Source organism: Vibrio mytili (assembly GCF_049563345.1).
GTDB lineage: Bacteria > Pseudomonadota > Gammaproteobacteria > Enterobacterales > Vibrionaceae > Vibrio > Vibrio mytili.
This window is the reverse complement of sequence record NZ_CP110481.1, coordinates 2,084,231-2,101,986: the sequence shown is the minus strand read 5'-3', so window position 1 is coordinate 2,101,986 and position 17,756 is coordinate 2,084,231. Positions and strand designations below refer to the sequence as shown.

Here is a 17,756-nt window from a genome sequence, read left to right as displayed (position 1 = left end):
AATAGCGGCGATGGCAGTTATCAACCATAGCCTAGTAGGTTAAACTTCCAAACAAAGTAGAGTTACAACGGTACTGTTAATGTCAGATCCCAAGTTCATCCACCTTCGTATTCACAGTGATTACTCGATGGTGGATGGTATCAGTAAAGTTCCACCGTTAGTTAAGAAAGTCGCTGAGCTCGGTATGCCAGCGATGGCGTTGACTGATTTCACCAACTTGTGTGGCTTGGTCAAGTTCTATGGCAACGCACATGGTTGCGGTGTTAAGCCTATCATCGGTGCCGATTTTAAAATGCAATCTGATGAGTTCGGTGAAGAACTTACGCAGTTGACTTTGCTAGCAGCAGATAATGTCGGTTATAAAAACCTGACGTTACTTATTTCGAAAGCCTATTTGCGCGGTCATATCCAACATCATCCTGTGATTGACAAATCATGGTTAGGAGAAATGTCCGAAGGCTTGATTGTCTTGTCTGGGGGCAAAAGCGGTGAAATCGGACGTGGATTGCTCAAAGGCAACAACAAGATCGTCGAAAACTGTGTCGATTTTTACCAGCAGTACTTTCCAGATCGATTCTATTTGGAGTTGACTCGTACTGGCCGTCCAGATGAGGAAACCTATCTCCATTTTGCAGTCGAGTTGGCTGAACAAAAAGATCTGCCAGTTGTTGCGACCAACGAAGTGGTGTTTCTTAGCGCCGATCTGTTTGATGCGCATGAAATCCGTGTCGCAATCCACGATGGTTACACGTTAGAAGACCCACGCAGGCCAAAAAACTACAGTCCACAGCAATATCTCCGTACCGAAGAGGAGATGTGTGAGCTGTTTGCGGATATACCGGAAGCGTTGGAAAATAGTGTCGAAATCGCTAAGCGCTGTAATGTCACAGTGCGCCTTGGCGAATACTTCCTGCCAGCCTTCCCAACCGAAGGGATGAAAGAGACCGAATTTTTGGTCATGAAATCGCGAGAAGGGCTGGAAGAGCGTTTAGAGTTTTTGTTCCCTAATGAAGAAGAGCGTAAGCAGCGCCGTCCAGAATATGACGAACGTCTTCAAATCGAGCTGGACGTTATCAACCAAATGGGGTTTCCCGGCTACTTCTTGATCGTAATGGAGTTTATCCAGTGGTCGAAAGACAACGATATTCCGGTTGGTCCAGGTCGTGGTTCGGGTGCGGGTTCGTTGGTGGCTTATGCGCTTAAAATCACCGATCTCGATCCGCTTGAATACGATTTGCTGTTCGAACGTTTCTTGAACCCTGAGCGTGTTTCCATGCCCGACTTCGACGTCGATTTCTGTATGGATAAACGTGACCGAGTGATTGACCACGTTGCCGAGATGTATGGTCGTGATGCGGTATCACAGATTATCACCTTTGGTACCATGGCGGCAAAAGCGGTTATACGAGACGTAGGTCGTGTGCTTGGGCATCCGTTTGGCTTTGTTGACCGTATTTCTAAGTTGATTCCGCCCGATCCGGGCATGACGCTGGATAAGGCCTTCAAAGCCGAACCTGCGCTGCCAGAGCTTTATGAAGCCGATGAGGAGGTCAAAGAACTCATCGACATGTGCCATATTTTGGAAGGTTGTACGCGAAATGCTGGTAAGCACGCGGGTGGTGTGGTTATTTCGCCCACTACTATTACCGACTTTGCACCAATTTATGCCGATGCAGAAGGGCACTTTCCAGTCACCCAGTTTGATAAAAATGATGTCGAAACGGCGGGATTGGTAAAGTTTGACTTCTTGGGCTTACGTACACTGACCATCATTGACTGGGCACTTGGCCTGATCAACCCACGTTTGGAACGTGAAGGAAAAGATCCCGTTCGTATCGAATCGATACCTCTGGAAGATCCCGCCTCGTTCCGTTTGCTGCAAAACTCAGAAACGACCGCGGTATTCCAGCTGGAATCACGGGGTATGAAAGAACTGATCAAGCGCCTTCAGCCCGACTGTTTTGAAGACATCATCGCACTGGTGGCATTGTTTCGCCCGGGGCCTTTGCAATCTGGCATGGTAGATAACTTCATTGACCGTAAGCATGGTCGAGAAGCGATCTCCTACCCAGATGAAACTTGGCAACACGAATCTCTTAAAGAAACACTCGATCCGACTTACGGCATCATTTTGTATCAAGAGCAGGTCATGCAGATCGCACAGATTCTGGCGGGCTATACGCTCGGTGGTGCGGATATGCTGCGTCGTGCTATGGGTAAGAAAAAACCCGAAGAAATGGCCAAGCAACGTGCTATCTTTGAAGAAGGCGCGATAAAAAACGGTGTTGATGGCGAGTTGGCGATGAAAATCTTCGACTTGGTAGAGAAGTTTGCCGGTTATGGCTTTAACAAGTCGCACTCTGCCGCATATGCATTGGTGTCTTATCAAACGCTCTGGCTGAAAACGCATTATCCTGCTGAGTTCATGGCAGCGGTGATGACCGCGGATATGGACAACACCGAAAAGGTTGTCGGGTTGGTGGATGAATGTTTCCGCATGAAGCTCACAGTCTTACCGCCTGACATCAATTCAGGTTTGTATCGGTTTAATGTTGATGAAGACGGTGCCATCGTTTACGGTATCGGTGCCATCAAAGGGGTTGGTGAAGGTCCAATCGATGCGATATTAGAAGCAAGGAACAAAGGCGGGTACTTTAAAGACCTGTTTGATTTCTGTGCTCGTGTTGACTTAAAGCGGGTGAACAAGCGCGTGATTGAAAAGCTGATCTACGCTGGTGCATTAGATAGACTCGGTCCACACCGGGCGGCAATGATGGCATCTTTGAACGACGCGGTGAAAGCGGCCAGCCAACACCACCAAGCTGAGGCGTTTGGCCAAACTGATATGTTTGGGGTGTTAACCGATGCGCCTGATGAAGTGGAGCACAAATACACTCAAGTTCCGGCGTGGCCAGAAAAGGTGTGGTTAGAAGGCGAGCGTGATACGCTAGGCCTATATTTGACCGGACATCCCATTAACGCCTATTTAAAGGAACTTAATAAATACACCAGTTGTCGACTTAAAGATGCGACCCCAACACGTCGCGACCAGTCGGTAACGGTTGCAGGGTTAGTGATCGCTGCTCGAGTGATGACAACCAAGCGCGGAACTCGCATCGGTCTTATGACACTAGATGACCGCAGTGGACGTATGGAAGTGATGTTGTTCTCTGATGCGCTTGATAGATACGCTGAACTACTAGAAAAAGACAAAATTTTGGTGATTTCTGGACAGGTCAGCTTTGATGACTTCAACGGTGGGCTTAAAATGTCGGCGCGTGAAGTTATGGATCTCGGCAGCGCGCGTGAAAAGTACGCGCGTGGCTTGTCGGTATCGATAGATGCAACTCAGATCTCTGATCAATTTTTTGATCAGTTCAGTCGTATTTTAGAGCCGCACAAAGCCGGAACCGTACCCGTCAATGTATACTACCAGCGTGCCGACGCCAGAGCGCGGTTAACATTGGGCACCGAGTGGCGAGTAACGCCAAGTGATACACTAATCGACGATTTAAAACAGCTGCTTGGTAAAAGCCAAGTAGAACTCGAATTTAACTAAAATTCAGCGCAATGTGTTAGACGCTGAGTCAACAAGGATTCATAGATGAGCCTAAACTTTCTTGAATTTGAAAAGCCAATTGCAGAATTAGAAGCAAAAATCGAAGCCCTACGTGACGTTTCGCGCCACGGCGGTGATGCTGCGGTTGACCTAGATAAAGAAATCGAACAGCTTGAGAAGAAAAGCCTAGAACTGAAGAAGAAAACCTTCAGTAATCTAGGTGCATGGGAAACTGCTCAATTGGCTCGTCACCCATTACGTCCTTACACGTTGGACTACATTCGCTATGCATTCGAAGAGTTTGATGAATTAGCGGGCGATCGTGCATTTGCTGATGACAAAGCGATTGTGGGGGGGATGGCGCGTTTAGAAGGTCGTCCTGTCATGATCATTGGTCATCAAAAGGGTCGCGAGACTAAAGAAAAAGTAAAACGTAATTTTGGTATGCCAAAACCGGAAGGTTACCGCAAAGCACTGCGCTTAATGCAAATGGCTGAGCGTTTCAACATGCCTATCATTACATTCATCGATACGGCAGGCGCATATCCTGGTGTGGGTGCTGAAGAGCGTGGTCAGTCTGAGGCTATCGCGAAAAACTTGAAAGTAATGTCAGGGTTAAAAGTACCGGTCATTTGTAATGTGGTTGGTGAAGGCGGTTCTGGTGGTGCACTAGCGATCGGTGTCGGTGATTACGTGAACATGCTTCAGTACTCAACCTACTCGGTGATTTCTCCTGAAGGTTGTGCATCTATCTTGTGGCGTGATTCAGATAAGGCACCACAAGCAGCAGATGCGATGGGTTTGACCGCTCCGCGTCTTAAAGAGCTTGAGCTTATCGACGAAATCATCGAGGAGCCATTGGGCGGTGCACACCGCGATCATGCTCAAATGGCTGAGAACATGAAAGCCACTTTGCTTCGCCAGCTAGAAGATCTCGAGCAGTTGGATGAAGACTCACTGCGTGAACGTCGTTACCAGCGCCTAATGAGCTACGGTTACTGCTGAGCTCTGACAAGATAACGGATAAATTTTTCTGAAATCGAGTTAGAATAGAAAGGGTTGGATGTATGTCCAACCCTTTTTTATATCGATTGGATGAATTATGGAATCGCTTTACCAGCACTTTGTTCATGTTTTAAGCCAACATTATCAACCGAATACTAATATTACATTGGCATTCAGTGGTGGTGTTGACTCTCGCCTATTGTTGGCCCTCTTAAGTCGCTATCAACATGAGCACTCAGTATCTTGTCGTGCGGTTTATGTGCATCACGGTTTAAGTAACAATGCCGATGAATGGGCCGAAAAGTGCTTATTGTGGGCTCAGCAAGCCGGTATCGCCTGTTCGGTAGAGCATGTGCAGATTGATACCACTCTTGGAGAAAGCCTCGAGCTCCAGGCCCGTGAAGCACGTTATCAAGCCTTAGCTGCATACGTTCACAAGGGCGATCTCCTGCTTACGGGTCAGCATGCCGACGATCAAGTGGAAACATTTTTACTGGCACTTAAGCGTGGTAGTGGCCCAAAAGGACTTGCCTCTATGGCGGAAAGCATGCCTTATGCTGGTGGTACTTTAGTTCGCCCATTGCTGAGCATACGACGGGAGCAGATTGAGTCTGCAGCCGCTAATCTTCAGTTAGATTGGGTTGAAGATGAGAGTAATCAAGATACGCGTTTCGACCGTAATTTTTTGCGCCATCATATTGTGCCTCAATTGTCTAAACGTTGGCCAGGCCTCCATCAAGCCGTTCAACGAAGTGCTACTTTATGTGCACAACAAGAGTCTCTTCTGGATGAATTACTTGAGGCAACGTTTGCTCGCACTCTCCAAACAGATATGAGCCTGGATATCGCAGAGCTGACAGCGCATAGTGATCTCGCAAGGGCGCGTCTTATTCGCATGTGGTTCGCAAAGATGCGTGTTCAAATGCCTACTCAAGTTCAATTGCAGTTGATTTGGCAACAAGTGGCATTAGCACAGCAAGATGCCAACCCACAGCTTAAGTTGAAAGCAGGGGAAGTCCGTCGATTCAAAGGCAAGTTGTATTGGGTGGATGAAAGTCGAGATGTTAGCGGATGGCAAAGTCCAATCCAAATTAATACAGAACTCAAGCTTCCAAATAATCTCGGAGAGTTGCTGTTGACGTCATCATCAAGTCAGCCAAACATTGCATTTCCGCCTCAACCCGAACGCTTAAGAGTGACCTTTAACCCCGAGGGCTTATCGGCACACCCAACGACACGCGTGCATAGCCGTAAACTGAAAAAACTCTTTCAAGAGTATGAGGTACCTAGCTGGCAACGTCGTCAAACACCAATCCTCATGTATCAGGATCAAGTTGTAGCCGTAGCAGGGCTGTTTGTCGATCGTGCGTTTAGTGGACAAGACGGTGAACTGATCTGGCGCAAGTATTTGTAAAGTCTCTCAGATTATATTGATACGACAGGAGCAATCGTGAATGGCTAAGGAAAATTATGAACAAATGGATAGCGAATAAATGGGTTGTGAACAGTCTGGTGGCTTTGGCTCTACTCAGTGGTCACGCATTTGCCAGCGGCGATGTCGAAGCCGGAAAGGCTAAGTCTGGGTTGTGTGTGGCTTGCCACGGCGCTGATGGTATTGCGGTGATTCCCGGTTATCCTAATCTCAAAGGGCAAAATGAGCAATACCTACTCAATGCAATGAAAGCGTACAAAAACAAACAGCGAGCAGGTGGAATGGCTGCGGTTATGCAAGTTCAGGCTTCAATCCTCTCCGAGAGTGATATGGCTAATTTGGCCGCGTATTATTCGAGCCTTTGATAGCTAGCCCTCAGGCGTTGTTGATTTTTTCAATTGCGAGAGGCTCTGTGACTAATGATCAAATAAATGTTACTAAAATGAGTATATTTAGTTCTTGATGGAGAGAAATATTGAATGTTGTGGGCCGCTAAACGATAATAAGCGCAAACGACTGAAGTTTAAGGGATGAACATGAAAAAGATTGAAGCGATTATCAAGCCATTTAAATTGGATGATGTTCGAGAAGCATTAGCTGATGTTGGTATCACAGGGATGACGGTTTCTGAAGTAAAAGGTTTTGGTCGTCAGAAAGGGCATACAGAGTTGTACCGTGGTGCCGAGTACATGGTCGATTTTCTACCTAAGGTAAAACTGGAAATCGTTGTTACGGCTGACGTTGCTGATAAATGTGTCGAGACAATTATTCAAACCGCGCAAACAGGTAAAATTGGCGATGGCAAAATCTTTGTGACAGACATTGATCGTGTTATCCGTATTCGTACTGGTGAAGAAGACGAAGAAGCGATTTAATATCAGCATTATATGGTCATGTTATAGGCTAAGATAAAAAATTGATTAAGCTAAAAGGGAGCCCGCGGCTCCCTTTTTGTTTCAGGTTACATATTTCAAGGTAGCATTATGTTTAAGCGTTTTTTTCTGGCGTTAGCGTTTCTTATGTTCGCCGCTGTTGTAAGTTTTCAAATAGTCTTTACTGTACCTGAACATCCTCAGATTGTTACCCAGAAAGGGAGTCAAGTGACTGAAAATATTCAGTGTATGGAATTTGATGATTCGCACTTTCTAGATAAAAATGGTGAGATAAATGTTTTGATCTGGAATATTTATAAGCAGAACAAACCGAACTGGCAACGTGCATTAACCGCGCTGTCTTCCGATAGACAGCTATTGCTGTTGCAAGAGGCCAGCATGACTGACAGGTTTAAACAGTGGTTAGTGGATGGTCATTGGATGAGCAATCAGGTCAGCGCGTTTAAAGCGTTAGGAAGTGGGGCTGGTGTGATCAGCATTGCTCAGGCTCTGCCTATCAAAGCGTGTGCTTATACGTCGAGAGAACCTTGGTTAAGGCTGCCAAAGTCAGCGCTGTATAGCCAATATCGTTTGAGCAATGGCGACTTACTTGCCGTCATCAATGTCCATGCGATTAATTTTACGCTAGGAACCGAGGAGTATTTGTCGCAGCTTACGACATTAGAGGTGCTTTTGAACCAACACGAGGGACCAGTTCTGTTTGCTGGTGACTTTAATAGTTGGAGTGAAGAGCGGATAGCCGCAATGAAGCTCGCATTGCAAGAAGCGGAATTAAAAGAGGCGAACTTTGTTCCAGATCATCGTACTCAGTTCGTTACTGGTCAGCCCTTAGACCATGTTTTTTACCGTGGCTTAGTGCTTAAAAACGCGAAAGCGCCGCAGAGCGACGCTTCCGATCATAATCCATTGTTGGTGTCATTTTCGTTGCAGCAACAGTGAGATGACACCCAGATACGGCTTTTCTCTGCAGCCACTATGTAACTAAGTGACAACGATGTAGGCTGCCCATGCCAGATAAAATACAACCCATGGCAGGCTAGCGATGACAAGCGCTTGTCCGCGCTCAAACTCCGTCCAGGTCAGCACCACACCGTAACCCAAGACAATGTACCAAGGCAGTAAAAGAGGAAGCGAGCTGGCAAAGTGACACCATTCATTGGTCAACGGTAGCTTTAACAGGCCGTTTAAGCTGTTAAGATCTGCTGCATATGTCATGACCTCGCCGTACTTAAGCAGCAAGCTGGCATAGCTAGCGATATCGCCCAAAACCGCTGGAAATAGGATGGCACAAGAGGCGGCAAACCATTTCCAGTATCCGTATTGCTGTTGGCTCGATTTGGTGGCTAAAAAGAACCAGAGCGCCAGCAAAAGGAGTGAAGCAAAGCGATTTACCACATCATTGATGATCGCTCCCGCCATCAAGGTATTGGGTTCCAGCAATTCCACTTGTTGCGGGTCAATTTGCTGAAACTGATTCGCAAGCTGATTACTTAACCAAGTAAAGTCGACATTTGAGAAGTACGCTCCCCAGAATAGGAATGGACTGATCATCAAGACGATGAAAGGTTGCCATCCCCATCCCCCATGCTGGTATAACGCCAAAAAACAAGAGGTTGGAGAGCGAAAAATGTCCAACAACATCACGAGAGGGTTGTTTGATGGTTTCATGCACTTACCTTGGTTACATCAACATACAATTTGAGCTTTTGCCCTGGTTGTAGGTATTTACCTTTTGGCAATGAGTTCCATTTTACGATGTCGTTAGTTTTCACTTTAAACTTACTCGCAATCGCGCTGATCGTATCTCCCGAACGAACGCTATAGAACACAGTGCGAACCGTGCTCTTGCTGGATGCTTGTTTCCAAATAACGATTTTTTGACCTTTTTTAAGAGTGTCTTTGGGGCCCATGCCATTCCATTTGGCGAGAGACTTATAGGACACATGGTTGTCATGCGCAATGGACCATAAACTTTCACCAGATTGAACAACGTGGGTGAGTTTAAACTGACCACGGACGGTTGATTGGATCTTGCTCAAGCGGTTATCAGCAGACAACGCGTATTGAGAGTCATCTTTAGTCGAGGTCGGGATCATCAGGTATTGACCGATACGGATATTGTCTCCGGAAAGGCCATTTGCACGACGAATGACATTGACTGTTGTGCCGTATTTTCTTGCCAGTACACCAAGTGAATCGCCGGATTTAACTTTGTAGCGTGCCACTTTCATGCCTTTCCCACGGTTCTCTTCCACTTGAGCCAAAAACGCTTGTTTCTTCTCAATAGGAATAAGTAATTCATGAGGGCCATTCGGTGAGGTAGACCATTGGTTGTAAGCCGGGTTATAGCTTTGCAGTTCCTTAACACTAATACCCGCGTATTTCGCCGCGATCGCTAAATCCAACTGTTCTTGTGGATCGACCTTTGCTAATACTGGCTGATTGTCGATAGTAGGGATGTGAAGGCCGTATTTATCTTGATTTGCAATGACATCAGCAAGCGCTAAAAGTTTTGGCACGTAACTGCTGGTCTCTTTCGGTAAGTCGAGTGAGAAAAAGTCGATGGGTTTACCAAGCTTGCGATTTTTACGGATTGCTCGTGACACGCGACCACCGCCACTGTTGTACGCAGCGATAGCGTGCTCCCAACTGCCGTCAAAACGTTTGTTCAATTGCTCTAAGTAATCCAAAGCAGCATCGGTAGAAGCGGCAACGTCACGGCGTCCGTCATACCAGTAATTCTGTTCCAATCCCATCATTTTTCCGGTACCAGGCACAAACTGCCACAATCCAGCCGCGCTACCGTGCGAATAGGCAAAGGCATCGAAAGAGCTTTCAACCACAGGCAATAGTGCTAATTCCATCGGAAGGCCTCGCTCCTCTATACGTTCTGTGATCATATAAAGAAACGGCTTGGCACGCTCAGAAACCACCTTAAGGTGGTTTGGGTGCTTTAAATACCACGTACGGTAATAGTTGACGGTTTTGTTGTCAGGAATATCCATTTCAAGTTGCATTGCAATACGTTGCCACACATCTTCTTGATCCTGAGGAGAAAGCACTTTTGGCGTTAACTTGACGATTTTTTTCTTCGTCACCGTTTGCTTCGTTTTAGCTTCCGCTTTCGCTGCTTGTTTTGCAGCAAGCTCCGCTTTGTTGGTTTCTGGGGTTGCTGTTGTTGATTCTGGAGAGGTCACTTGACAACCAGAAAGCAATAACACCAACGCCAAACTGTACTTCAAACGCATGAAATCAGCCTCGTTAGGGCCTTGTTATCTTCTCCTGCATGTCGCGCAGTCTGAGCTACGTGGCAGTTGTGAGATAATAGACATCTTGTAAACATTAACGACAGAGGCGAACCTCTATCAAATACTGTTCGCGACCCGCAACGGCTGATACATAAGTAAGCCGTTACACTGGGTAAGCTGTGGCTTTTGAGCGGAACAATATGCAAGTGGGAGAACTTCAACTAGATTTACATCTCCCTAAACGTAAGAGAAGCGCCAGTGGCGCTTCTCGAAAATCAGACAAGATGATACTGAGGTCTTGTAAACTTACAAGCAAAAATTGGTTAAAATTCGTTCTTCCACGCACGTAAAGCGGTAAAAACTGAGCATGGGTCGCTGTTTTTAATACGATTTGCAACGGATTTGATGACTTCTGAATTTGTTGTTCGCAAAAATGGGTTGATCCATTTTTCTTTGCGTAAAGTGGTGGGAAGGGTAGGAATATTGCGTGCGCGCAGACGATTAACTTCATCTCGGTATTGGCGTAGTTGCTCATTGTCAGGCTCTACAGCAAGGGCAAAAGCAACGTTACTGGCGGTATACTCGTGAGCGCAAAATACCTGAGTCTCTTCTGGTAACGAGGCAATTTTGCTGAGCGATTCGAACATCTGTTCTGGTGTGCCTTCAAAAATACGTCCACAGCCTGCTGAAAAAAGGACGTCACCGCAAAACAGTTTGCTGTCTCCTACATAACCGATATGACCTAATGTGTGGCCTGGTAAGCCGAGAACCATAAATATTTCACCAAATAGTTCTAACTTGTCACCTTCCTCCATTGGGGTGGTTAAGGTTGGGATAGGTTCGGCTTTCGGGCCAACCACTGTTACTTTCGGAAAAGCACGAACTAAGTCTGAAACACCACCAATGTGATCGTTGTGGTGGTGTGTAATCAGGATAGCTTCTAAAGTTAACTCGTTGGCTTGCAAATACTCCAATACGGGTTTTGCGTCGCCCGGATCGACAACAGCACAACGCTTATCGCTATTTTGTATTAGCCAGATGTAATTATCATTAAATGCGGGTATGCTTTTGATCTCTAACACGATTCGTTCTCCGTCACCCATTATTAGTCAGGTGGTTAATGAAACCAGCACTCAGCAACAAAACGATACCACACCCGTCAACGTGGTCAGATATGACCAACGGACCTTGGGTTCTTGAGTCGATTCAAACCCGACTGGATGAGTGGTGCCCAAGGCTTTTCGGCTACCATTTACTCAAACTGGGCGGGTTGAGCTGTGAGCTAACCAGCGTTAATTGTAATATTCAACACCAAGTCAACGTAGATATCCACAATCCATCGCATAATGTTATCGCAGATGGTTATGAATTGCCCTTTTTTGAAAAAAGTTTTGATTGCGTAATACTTGCGCATCAGCTTGATTATGCAATTGACCCCCACCGGTTGTTGCGAGAAGTGGATAGGGTGATGATAGACGATGGTTATTTGATTCTCACCGGTTTTAATCCATTCAGTTTTACCGGGCTGGCAAGTTTACTGCCTTGGCGTAAGCATAATTTACCATGGAGTGGGCGAATGTTTGCATCGAATCGTGTCAAAGATTGGTTAGGTTTATTGAACTATCAGGTGATTCATTGTGACCGTTATGCTCTGTTTCCAATGACTCGGTATCGAACACTATGGACCTGGCTTGAAAACAGTTTAGGAGAGTGGGCATCCCCGATGGGAAGTTTATACTTTATCGTTGCTCGCAAGCGAACTTACCCTCTCAAACCAATCAAACCTCATTGGCGATTAAAGAAAAAGTTGACGCCACTTGGGGTGATGAATCGAGAGGGGACTGGGATCAGGAATGCGTCAAAGCAAAGGCACGGACGCACTTAATTTTAAGTCGTACTTAATAGGAGAACCTTTATATTTCGGAGTTATGGCGTTTGATAGCCTGTATCTTCTTCAGTAGGGTTCTCTGCGGCTGTTCTGGCTAACTCGTCACAGATTTCGTTTTCTCTATGTCCTGCATGACCTTTTACCCAGTGCCAGTCGACTTGATGGCGAGCGGTTTCTTGATCGAGCGCTTGCCAGAGATCCGCGTTCTTAACTGGCTTTTTATCGGCGGTTTTCCAACCACGCTTTTTCCAGTTATGAATCCACTGTGTGATGCCCTGACGAACATATTGGCTGTCAGTTGTCAGTGTGACTTTGCATGGCTCCTTGAGAGTTTGCAATGCGACAACCGCTGCTAACATCTCCATGCGATTATTGGTAGTAAGTGTGAAACCTTTTGACAGCGTTTTTTCAGTCTCTTTATAGCGTAAAACGATGCCGTAACCACCTGGTCCCGGGTTACCTAAACAGGAGCCGTCAGTGAAAATCTCAACGTGTTTGGTCATATTTTTTGGTACTATTAGCCTAAACATTATTAAAGCATAGTCTGACATACATAACCTTATGAATACCAGCAGCAATTCTGAATATAACCGCATCGTTGTTCTTGATACCGAAACCACGGGTATGAACCGAGAAGGTGGTCCACACTATATGGGGCATCGCATCATAGAAATCGGTGCCGTGGAGATCATAAACCGGAAGCTGACTGGACGTCACTTCCACGTTTACTTAAAGCCGGATCGTGAAATTCAATCTGAAGCGGTTGAAGTACACGGTATTACCGATGAATTTTTGGTGGATAAGCCAGAATACCGCAGTGTTCATCAAGAGTTTCTTGATTTCATCAAAGGCGCAGAACTGGTCGCCCATAACGCCCCCTTCGATACCGGCTTTATGGACAATGAGTTTGAGATGCTCGATCCAAATATCGGAAAAACGAGCGACTTCTGTAAAGTGACCGATACCCTCGCGATGGCGAAGAAAATCTTCCCTGGCAAGCGTAACAACCTCGATATTCTCTGTGAAAGGTACGGTATTGATAACTCTCACCGTACATTGCACGGGGCTTTGCTCGATGCGGAGATTCTCGCAGACGTCTACTTGTTCATGACGGGTGGGCAAACAAGTCTTGAGTTTAATGCCAACAAACAAGAAGGTGGGGTGGAAACCATCCGACGCGTCGAAACAAGAAAAGGACTAAAGGTTTTGCGTGCCAGTGCCGATGAACTAGAAGCGCACCAGAAAAGAATGGAACTGGTGAAAGATTGCCTCTGGGGTCAATAGGAGAAACTATGCTGAGGGCTTTGTTGGTCACGTTATTGGCGACTTGGACTTGTTTGGTGAGTGCATCGAACGAGTCGACTATGTCTTTACTGGATAACCGTTTTCGCGTCGATCCTACTATCGAGCAAATTACGTTTTTGGTTTATCGTGAGAAGAGTTCTCAGCCAGTCGTTTTAGTCCGCCCGGATGGTAAAAAATATTATGCGTGGGGTTCGTATGACAATGTCCGATGGTATCAGGAACCTTCCCTCGATATTATTTCGGTGGACGCCCCAATGCCGGGTCCATGGCAAGCGGTAGGGAAAGTCACCCCAAAAAACAATATCCGCTTAATTTCTCATTTAAAGTTAAGCAGCGACGTCTTTCCAAGCCAGTTATACAATGGAGAGGCGCTCAAGTTTACTGCTCGTCTGACATCCAATGATAAGCCACTCATTTTACGAGACTTCCTCGACCGGGTGAATCTACGAGTTACCTTTACTCAGTTTGTTGAAAACGAAGAGGAACTGGTGAAAGAAGCGAGGCCACTCAGTACAGTAGTGGGGGAATTTTCTGATGATGGTCGTGGTTTAGATGAATACGCGGGTGATGGTGTCTTCACTGTTCAACTGCCAATTGATGTAGAGCCGGGTAAGTACCGCGCACGGATTACCTCAGGTAATGGTGTATTCTTGCGCGCTCAAGAGCAAATCGTATTGGTTTATCCTAGTCCTATCTCCCGTACTTTTGTGCAATCTCGTGATCCTGAAAAAGCACATCAACTGATTATTAGTGGCGAGCAAGGCATGATTCAACCCGGGTCAATTGCTGCGAATGTTCAGCATGACTCCCCTGATGGGTTTGTTAGCTACAGCCAAGGTCAGGTATCAAAAGATGGGATGACGTTAACGCTCAATCTCAGTAATGACGCATTGCTTGGTAAGAACTCATGGCAAGGCAACATCTATGCGACTGACTTTGCAACCCAGCGTCCCCTTGTTTTTCCGATACCTGAACAGACATTCAGTGTCGTCAACGATGTAAATATTGAGCAAGCACGTTTAGCCAAAGAAGCAGAGATAGCAGAGCAGCACAGAATAGAGTTAGAAAAGCGTATCATTGCAGAGCGCGAAGCGGAACGTAAACGCAATATTGTCATTATTGCTGTAGGGAATCTTATTGCATTGTTGATTGGTTTATTGGTCTGGTTTGTATGGCGCAAGATTAAAGCAAAGCGAGAAGCAATACCGGAAATGCAACTGACGATGCCGAAAAAGTAACGATTGCTTGGTTAAAGACAACATCATCATCATAAAGCGGAGCCGAATGGCTCCGTTTTGTTGTTTGGTTTAGCCGTTAACTGGCTATCCTAACTGTGCCTTTACCCGCCATCTTTGCTTGATACATGGCTTTGTCGGCTATCGTTAAGCATTCTCCTAAGTCTGAGGACTTCGTATCAGCAAATACAATACCGATGCTTGCACTAACATCATTAACCACTTCTTGTAGTGACTTCAATTGTGTGCTGGCAAACAATGCAATGATTTCTTCGGCGAGACTTACAACATGTTTCTTATCAACGTATTTCTTTACATAAATAGCGAATTCATCACCACCGATGCGAGCTACATCGTAAGGGCCGACGTTATCCCCAAGCCGACTCTGAATGAGTTCCTTTAATTTAGTGCCAAACTCCGACAAAACGATGTCACCATAACTATGCCCATAGTTGTCGTTAATGCTCTTAAAATTATCTAGATCGATGTAAATGAGCGCGTTGCGATGAGTATGTGTTAACTGGTTTGAGTGATGCAAAATAGAATTGAAACTTGAACGGTTAGCGAGTTTAGTTAGCGAGTCAATATACGCCAATTTATGTACGCCTTCTTTGTGCATCTTTAGAATGTAATCATCCATTTGAGATTGAAAATAAATCAAAATGTGACACATCCCGCTTAAGGCGATAAGGGTAATAACAAAGCGGATGCATGTCACAGAAGAGTATTCATAAACGGGTAGCTGAAGTGCAAACGTTAGGAAGACTACGACAATAAAAAGAAACGACAGTATGATTCCATGCTTAAAGCTATTGATGAATATGCCGATTGCCGCTAACGGATAAACCCACAATGGACCAGTGCCTTCGAATCCGCCACTATAAATGAGATACAAACTTAAAGAATAGATGATGCCAGTAAGAAAAAATAAACCAATGGTACTCCATGTTCTAAGTAGCCATATGGTAAGCAACGAAAAGGCCGTATATATTGCTAAGGTCGATGCAAGCAATATCTTTCCTTCGTAAAAGCAATAGACTGAAAATGAAGCGAGAAAAACAATACCAAACATTGTCAACGCAAATATCATCGTTCTTTGGCGATGATGCTTGGTATGAACCACTTCCGATAGTCTGTCTGCTACAAAGCTATGAACTTCTTTAGCCACTGGTTTTCCTTTTTATAATTTACACATCCCAGTTATACATATTTAATATGTTCTGTTTACATCTAAGCCTGTTCTACAACTAATGGATGAGTGGTGTGATGTTTATTCCAAAAATATTGTTCGAATAATAACCAAACATAGGCCGTTATACAACGCTGGAATTTGTAAAGCGTTCCGTATTGAGTCTAACCTTAACTAAAGTAGTATAAACTTAAGCAACTTCTGGTATCGGTTTCGGAGTTTGATCCAAATCGGGCTCTTTTCTAAGAGTTGGAATTTGTCCTTCGTCGACGGCGTTTTGATAACAGCCACTAAGTTTGATCGCCAAATACATGTCTGCGCGCAGCAAGATGCCGCCATCACTCGTGCTGATTCCCGTCAGTTCACACCATTTCCGTAAGCGTCGTTTTCGTCCTGCCAAGACCAAGCGGACTCCTCGTTTTTTTAATATGCTTTGAATGTCGGCGAGTGTTGCCATCACACTCAAATCAAGATGTGTGAAACTCGATACTGCGTCCACAACGACACAACCCACGTCTTGTGTGTGTTCTACGTTCTCTAATAACCGACGCTTAAAATACGGCGCATTAAAATAAGTCAGGGGTGAGTTAAAGCGATAAATCATCATGCCTGGAATGGGGGATGCTTTTCCTGAGCCATCAACGGTGCGAATGGTCCCTTTGTCATCCAGCCCTAATATTTGGTCGCTTGGGCGCATGACGATGCGTAAAAACTGAAACAGCCCCAACAGCACGGCTAAAGTAATGCCGGGAATCACACCGATGAGTAACACTGAAACGAAGGTAATCACCGCAAGGTAAAAGGCGTCTTTATCACGCTGCCTTAATTTCCATATCGCCTTTAGGTCAAGCAGTGATAGAGAAGCGATGATTAAAACCACCCCCAAGGATGCGATAGGGATAAACTGCAATGGTTGGTAGACAAATACCGCAATCAGCGCAATCGTCAGCGCAGCAATGATTGATACCAGTTGTGATTTCCCACCATTGGCATCGTTAACTGCAGTGCGGGAGTCTGCACCACTTATAGCGAATCCTTGTGAAAACGCGGAGGCAATGTTCGCGAACCCTAGTGCTTGAAATTCCTTATTAGCGTCGATGTCATAACCATTCTTAGCAGCGAAGCTGCGTGCGGTAAGCATCATGCTCACAAAGCTGACGATGGCGAGGTTTAGAGCAGGCATTACCAGTTCCCGCACTTCTCCTAATTCAAACTGCGGTGCCTGAAACTGTGGGAACCCGCCTTGAGTGATACCGACTATCGCTACGTCCATACTGTCAAGGTTAAACAGCCAGACCGAAGCGGTCGTCACCAAAATTGCAAGCATGGCAGCAGGCCAAGCTGGACGGTAGCGCTTCGTCAGCAAATAAACCATAACGGTCGTGATACTCAGTAACACCGTGGGCCAATGAACATCCGCTAAACGTTGTGGCGCTTCCCATAATCGTTCGAGTAAATAGCGCTGTTCGTATCGCCAGCCGACCACTTTTGCGAATTGGCCGACAATAATAGTGAGCGCGACGCCGTTAAGTAGCCCTAGTAGGATAGGGCGCGAGAGAAAGTCAGCAAAAATCCCTAATTTAAAACGGCTCGCTAGCACACACCAAATACCAGTCATAGCGGTCATGGTCATTACTAACTGCCAGTGTTTAGTTGGGTCACCCGCTGCTAGAGGCGTAACCACAGCGGCAATGACCGCACACGTTGCCGCATCCGGACCAACAATGAGTTGCCTTGACGTGCCCATCAACGCGTAAAGTAGCATCGGCAATACACAGGAATACAAGCCAACGATAGCCGGCACGCCAGTTAATTGTGCGTAAGCGATAGCAACGGGGAGAGCAACCGCCACAACAGAAAGTGCAGCTCTAAAGTCGTGAGCAAGCCACGATTTTTCATACTGCTTGAGCTGAACTAATCCGGGAAACCACTGCGCAAAAATTCGTCTAGCCAATCAATCTTCCATTGGTAGGGGTAAGTTACTGTAAAGTATAATCCATTT

At 45.8% G+C, this 17,756-nt stretch carries 15 protein-coding genes; 9 read left to right on the top strand and 6 right to left on the bottom strand.

Annotated elements, in window-relative coordinates; translation table 11 throughout:
* The first annotated feature begins 79 nt into the window (after nt 1–79).
* From dnaE to ONE56_RS09620, 6 genes are all read left to right on the top strand, one after another.
* The gene (gene dnaE, locus ONE56_RS09645; protein ID WP_415679243.1) at nt 80–3,559 is read left to right on the top strand and encodes a DNA polymerase III subunit alpha; all 3,480 of its coding nucleotides are present in this window, start codon (nt 80–82) and stop codon (nt 3,557–3,559) included.
* A gap of 45 nt (nt 3,560–3,604) precedes the next feature.
* Nucleotides 3,605–4,564 (top strand): acetyl-CoA carboxylase carboxyl transferase subunit alpha, encoded by a 960-nt coding sequence (gene accA, locus ONE56_RS09640; protein WP_041156034.1) that lies wholly within the window; start codon nt 3,605–3,607, stop codon nt 4,562–4,564.
* Between the two features lie 97 nt (nt 4,565–4,661).
* Nucleotides 4,662–5,978, top strand: coding sequence for a tRNA lysidine(34) synthetase TilS (tilS, locus tag ONE56_RS09635; protein WP_331437753.1), 1,317 nt, complete (start codon nt 4,662–4,664; stop codon nt 5,976–5,978).
* Nucleotides 5,979–6,034: 56 nt separating this feature from the next.
* Entirely contained in the window at nt 6,035–6,361 is a 327-nt protein-coding gene (locus ONE56_RS09630) for a c-type cytochrome (RefSeq protein WP_423839752.1), read from the top strand.
* Between the two features lie 171 nt (nt 6,362–6,532).
* Nucleotides 6,533–6,871 (top strand): nitrogen regulatory protein P-II, encoded by a 339-nt coding sequence (gene glnB / locus ONE56_RS09625; protein WP_041156036.1) that lies wholly within the window; start codon nt 6,533–6,535, stop codon nt 6,869–6,871.
* A 108-nt stretch (nt 6,872–6,979) separates the two neighbouring features.
* Complete coding sequence (locus tag ONE56_RS09620) at nt 6,980–7,828, top strand: endonuclease/exonuclease/phosphatase family protein (protein WP_423839751.1); 849 nt, start codon at nt 6,980–6,982, stop codon at nt 7,826–7,828.
* 42 nt (nt 7,829–7,870) lie between these two features.
* Here ONE56_RS09620 and ONE56_RS09615 read toward each other — a convergent pair whose 3' ends face one another.
* From ONE56_RS09615 to gloB, 3 genes are all read right to left on the bottom strand, one after another.
* Nucleotides 7,871–8,557, bottom strand: a complete 687-nt coding sequence (locus ONE56_RS09615; RefSeq protein ID WP_041156038.1) for a YIP1 family protein — start codon at nt 8,555–8,557, stop codon at nt 7,871–7,873.
* On the bottom strand, nt 8,554–10,137 hold the full coding sequence (locus ONE56_RS09610; protein ID WP_041156039.1) for a lytic transglycosylase: 1,584 nt from the start codon (nt 10,135–10,137) through the stop codon (nt 8,554–8,556). The genes ONE56_RS09615 and ONE56_RS09610 overlap by 4 nt, the downstream gene beginning before the upstream one ends.
* A 323-nt stretch (nt 10,138–10,460) precedes the next feature.
* Nucleotides 10,461–11,219, bottom strand: a complete 759-nt coding sequence (gloB, locus tag ONE56_RS09605; protein ID WP_331437750.1) for a hydroxyacylglutathione hydrolase — start codon at nt 11,217–11,219, stop codon at nt 10,461–10,463.
* A 38-nt stretch (nt 11,220–11,257) separates the two neighbouring features.
* Here gloB and ONE56_RS09600 point away from each other — a divergent pair, with 38 nt between their 5' ends.
* Nucleotides 11,258–12,022 carry a methyltransferase domain-containing protein gene (locus ONE56_RS09600; protein WP_423839750.1) on the top strand — a complete coding sequence of 255 codons (765 nt, stop codon included), beginning with the start codon at nt 11,258–11,260 and terminating at the stop codon, nt 12,020–12,022.
* 41 nt (nt 12,023–12,063) lie between these two features.
* On the opposite strand, the gene rnhA is transcribed toward ONE56_RS09600, so the two are convergent.
* The gene (gene rnhA, locus ONE56_RS09595; protein WP_423839749.1) at nt 12,064–12,528 is read right to left on the bottom strand and encodes a ribonuclease HI; all 465 of its coding nucleotides are present in this window, start codon (nt 12,526–12,528) and stop codon (nt 12,064–12,066) included.
* A 58-nt stretch (nt 12,529–12,586) separates the two neighbouring features.
* Here rnhA and dnaQ point away from each other — a divergent pair, with 58 nt between their 5' ends.
* Together dnaQ and ONE56_RS09585 are read left to right on the top strand one after the other, a co-directional pair.
* A complete protein-coding gene (dnaQ, locus tag ONE56_RS09590; RefSeq protein WP_041156042.1) occupies nt 12,587–13,309 on the top strand; it encodes a DNA polymerase III subunit epsilon in 723 nt (240 codons plus the stop codon).
* A gap of 8 nt (nt 13,310–13,317) precedes the next feature.
* Complete coding sequence (locus tag ONE56_RS09585) at nt 13,318–14,568, top strand: TIGR03503 family protein (protein ID WP_423839748.1); 1,251 nt, start codon at nt 13,318–13,320, stop codon at nt 14,566–14,568.
* A 76-nt stretch (nt 14,569–14,644) separates the two neighbouring features.
* Here ONE56_RS09585 and ONE56_RS09580 read toward each other — a convergent pair whose 3' ends face one another.
* A complete protein-coding gene (locus tag ONE56_RS09580) occupies nt 14,645–15,733 on the bottom strand; it encodes a GGDEF domain-containing protein (RefSeq protein ID WP_423839747.1) in 1,089 nt (362 codons plus the stop codon).
* Between the two features lie 211 nt (nt 15,734–15,944).
* The gene (locus tag ONE56_RS09575) at nt 15,945–17,708 is read right to left on the bottom strand and encodes a SulP family inorganic anion transporter (RefSeq protein WP_041156045.1); all 1,764 of its coding nucleotides are present in this window, start codon (nt 17,706–17,708) and stop codon (nt 15,945–15,947) included.
* Nucleotides 17,709–17,756: the final 48 nt, after the last annotated feature.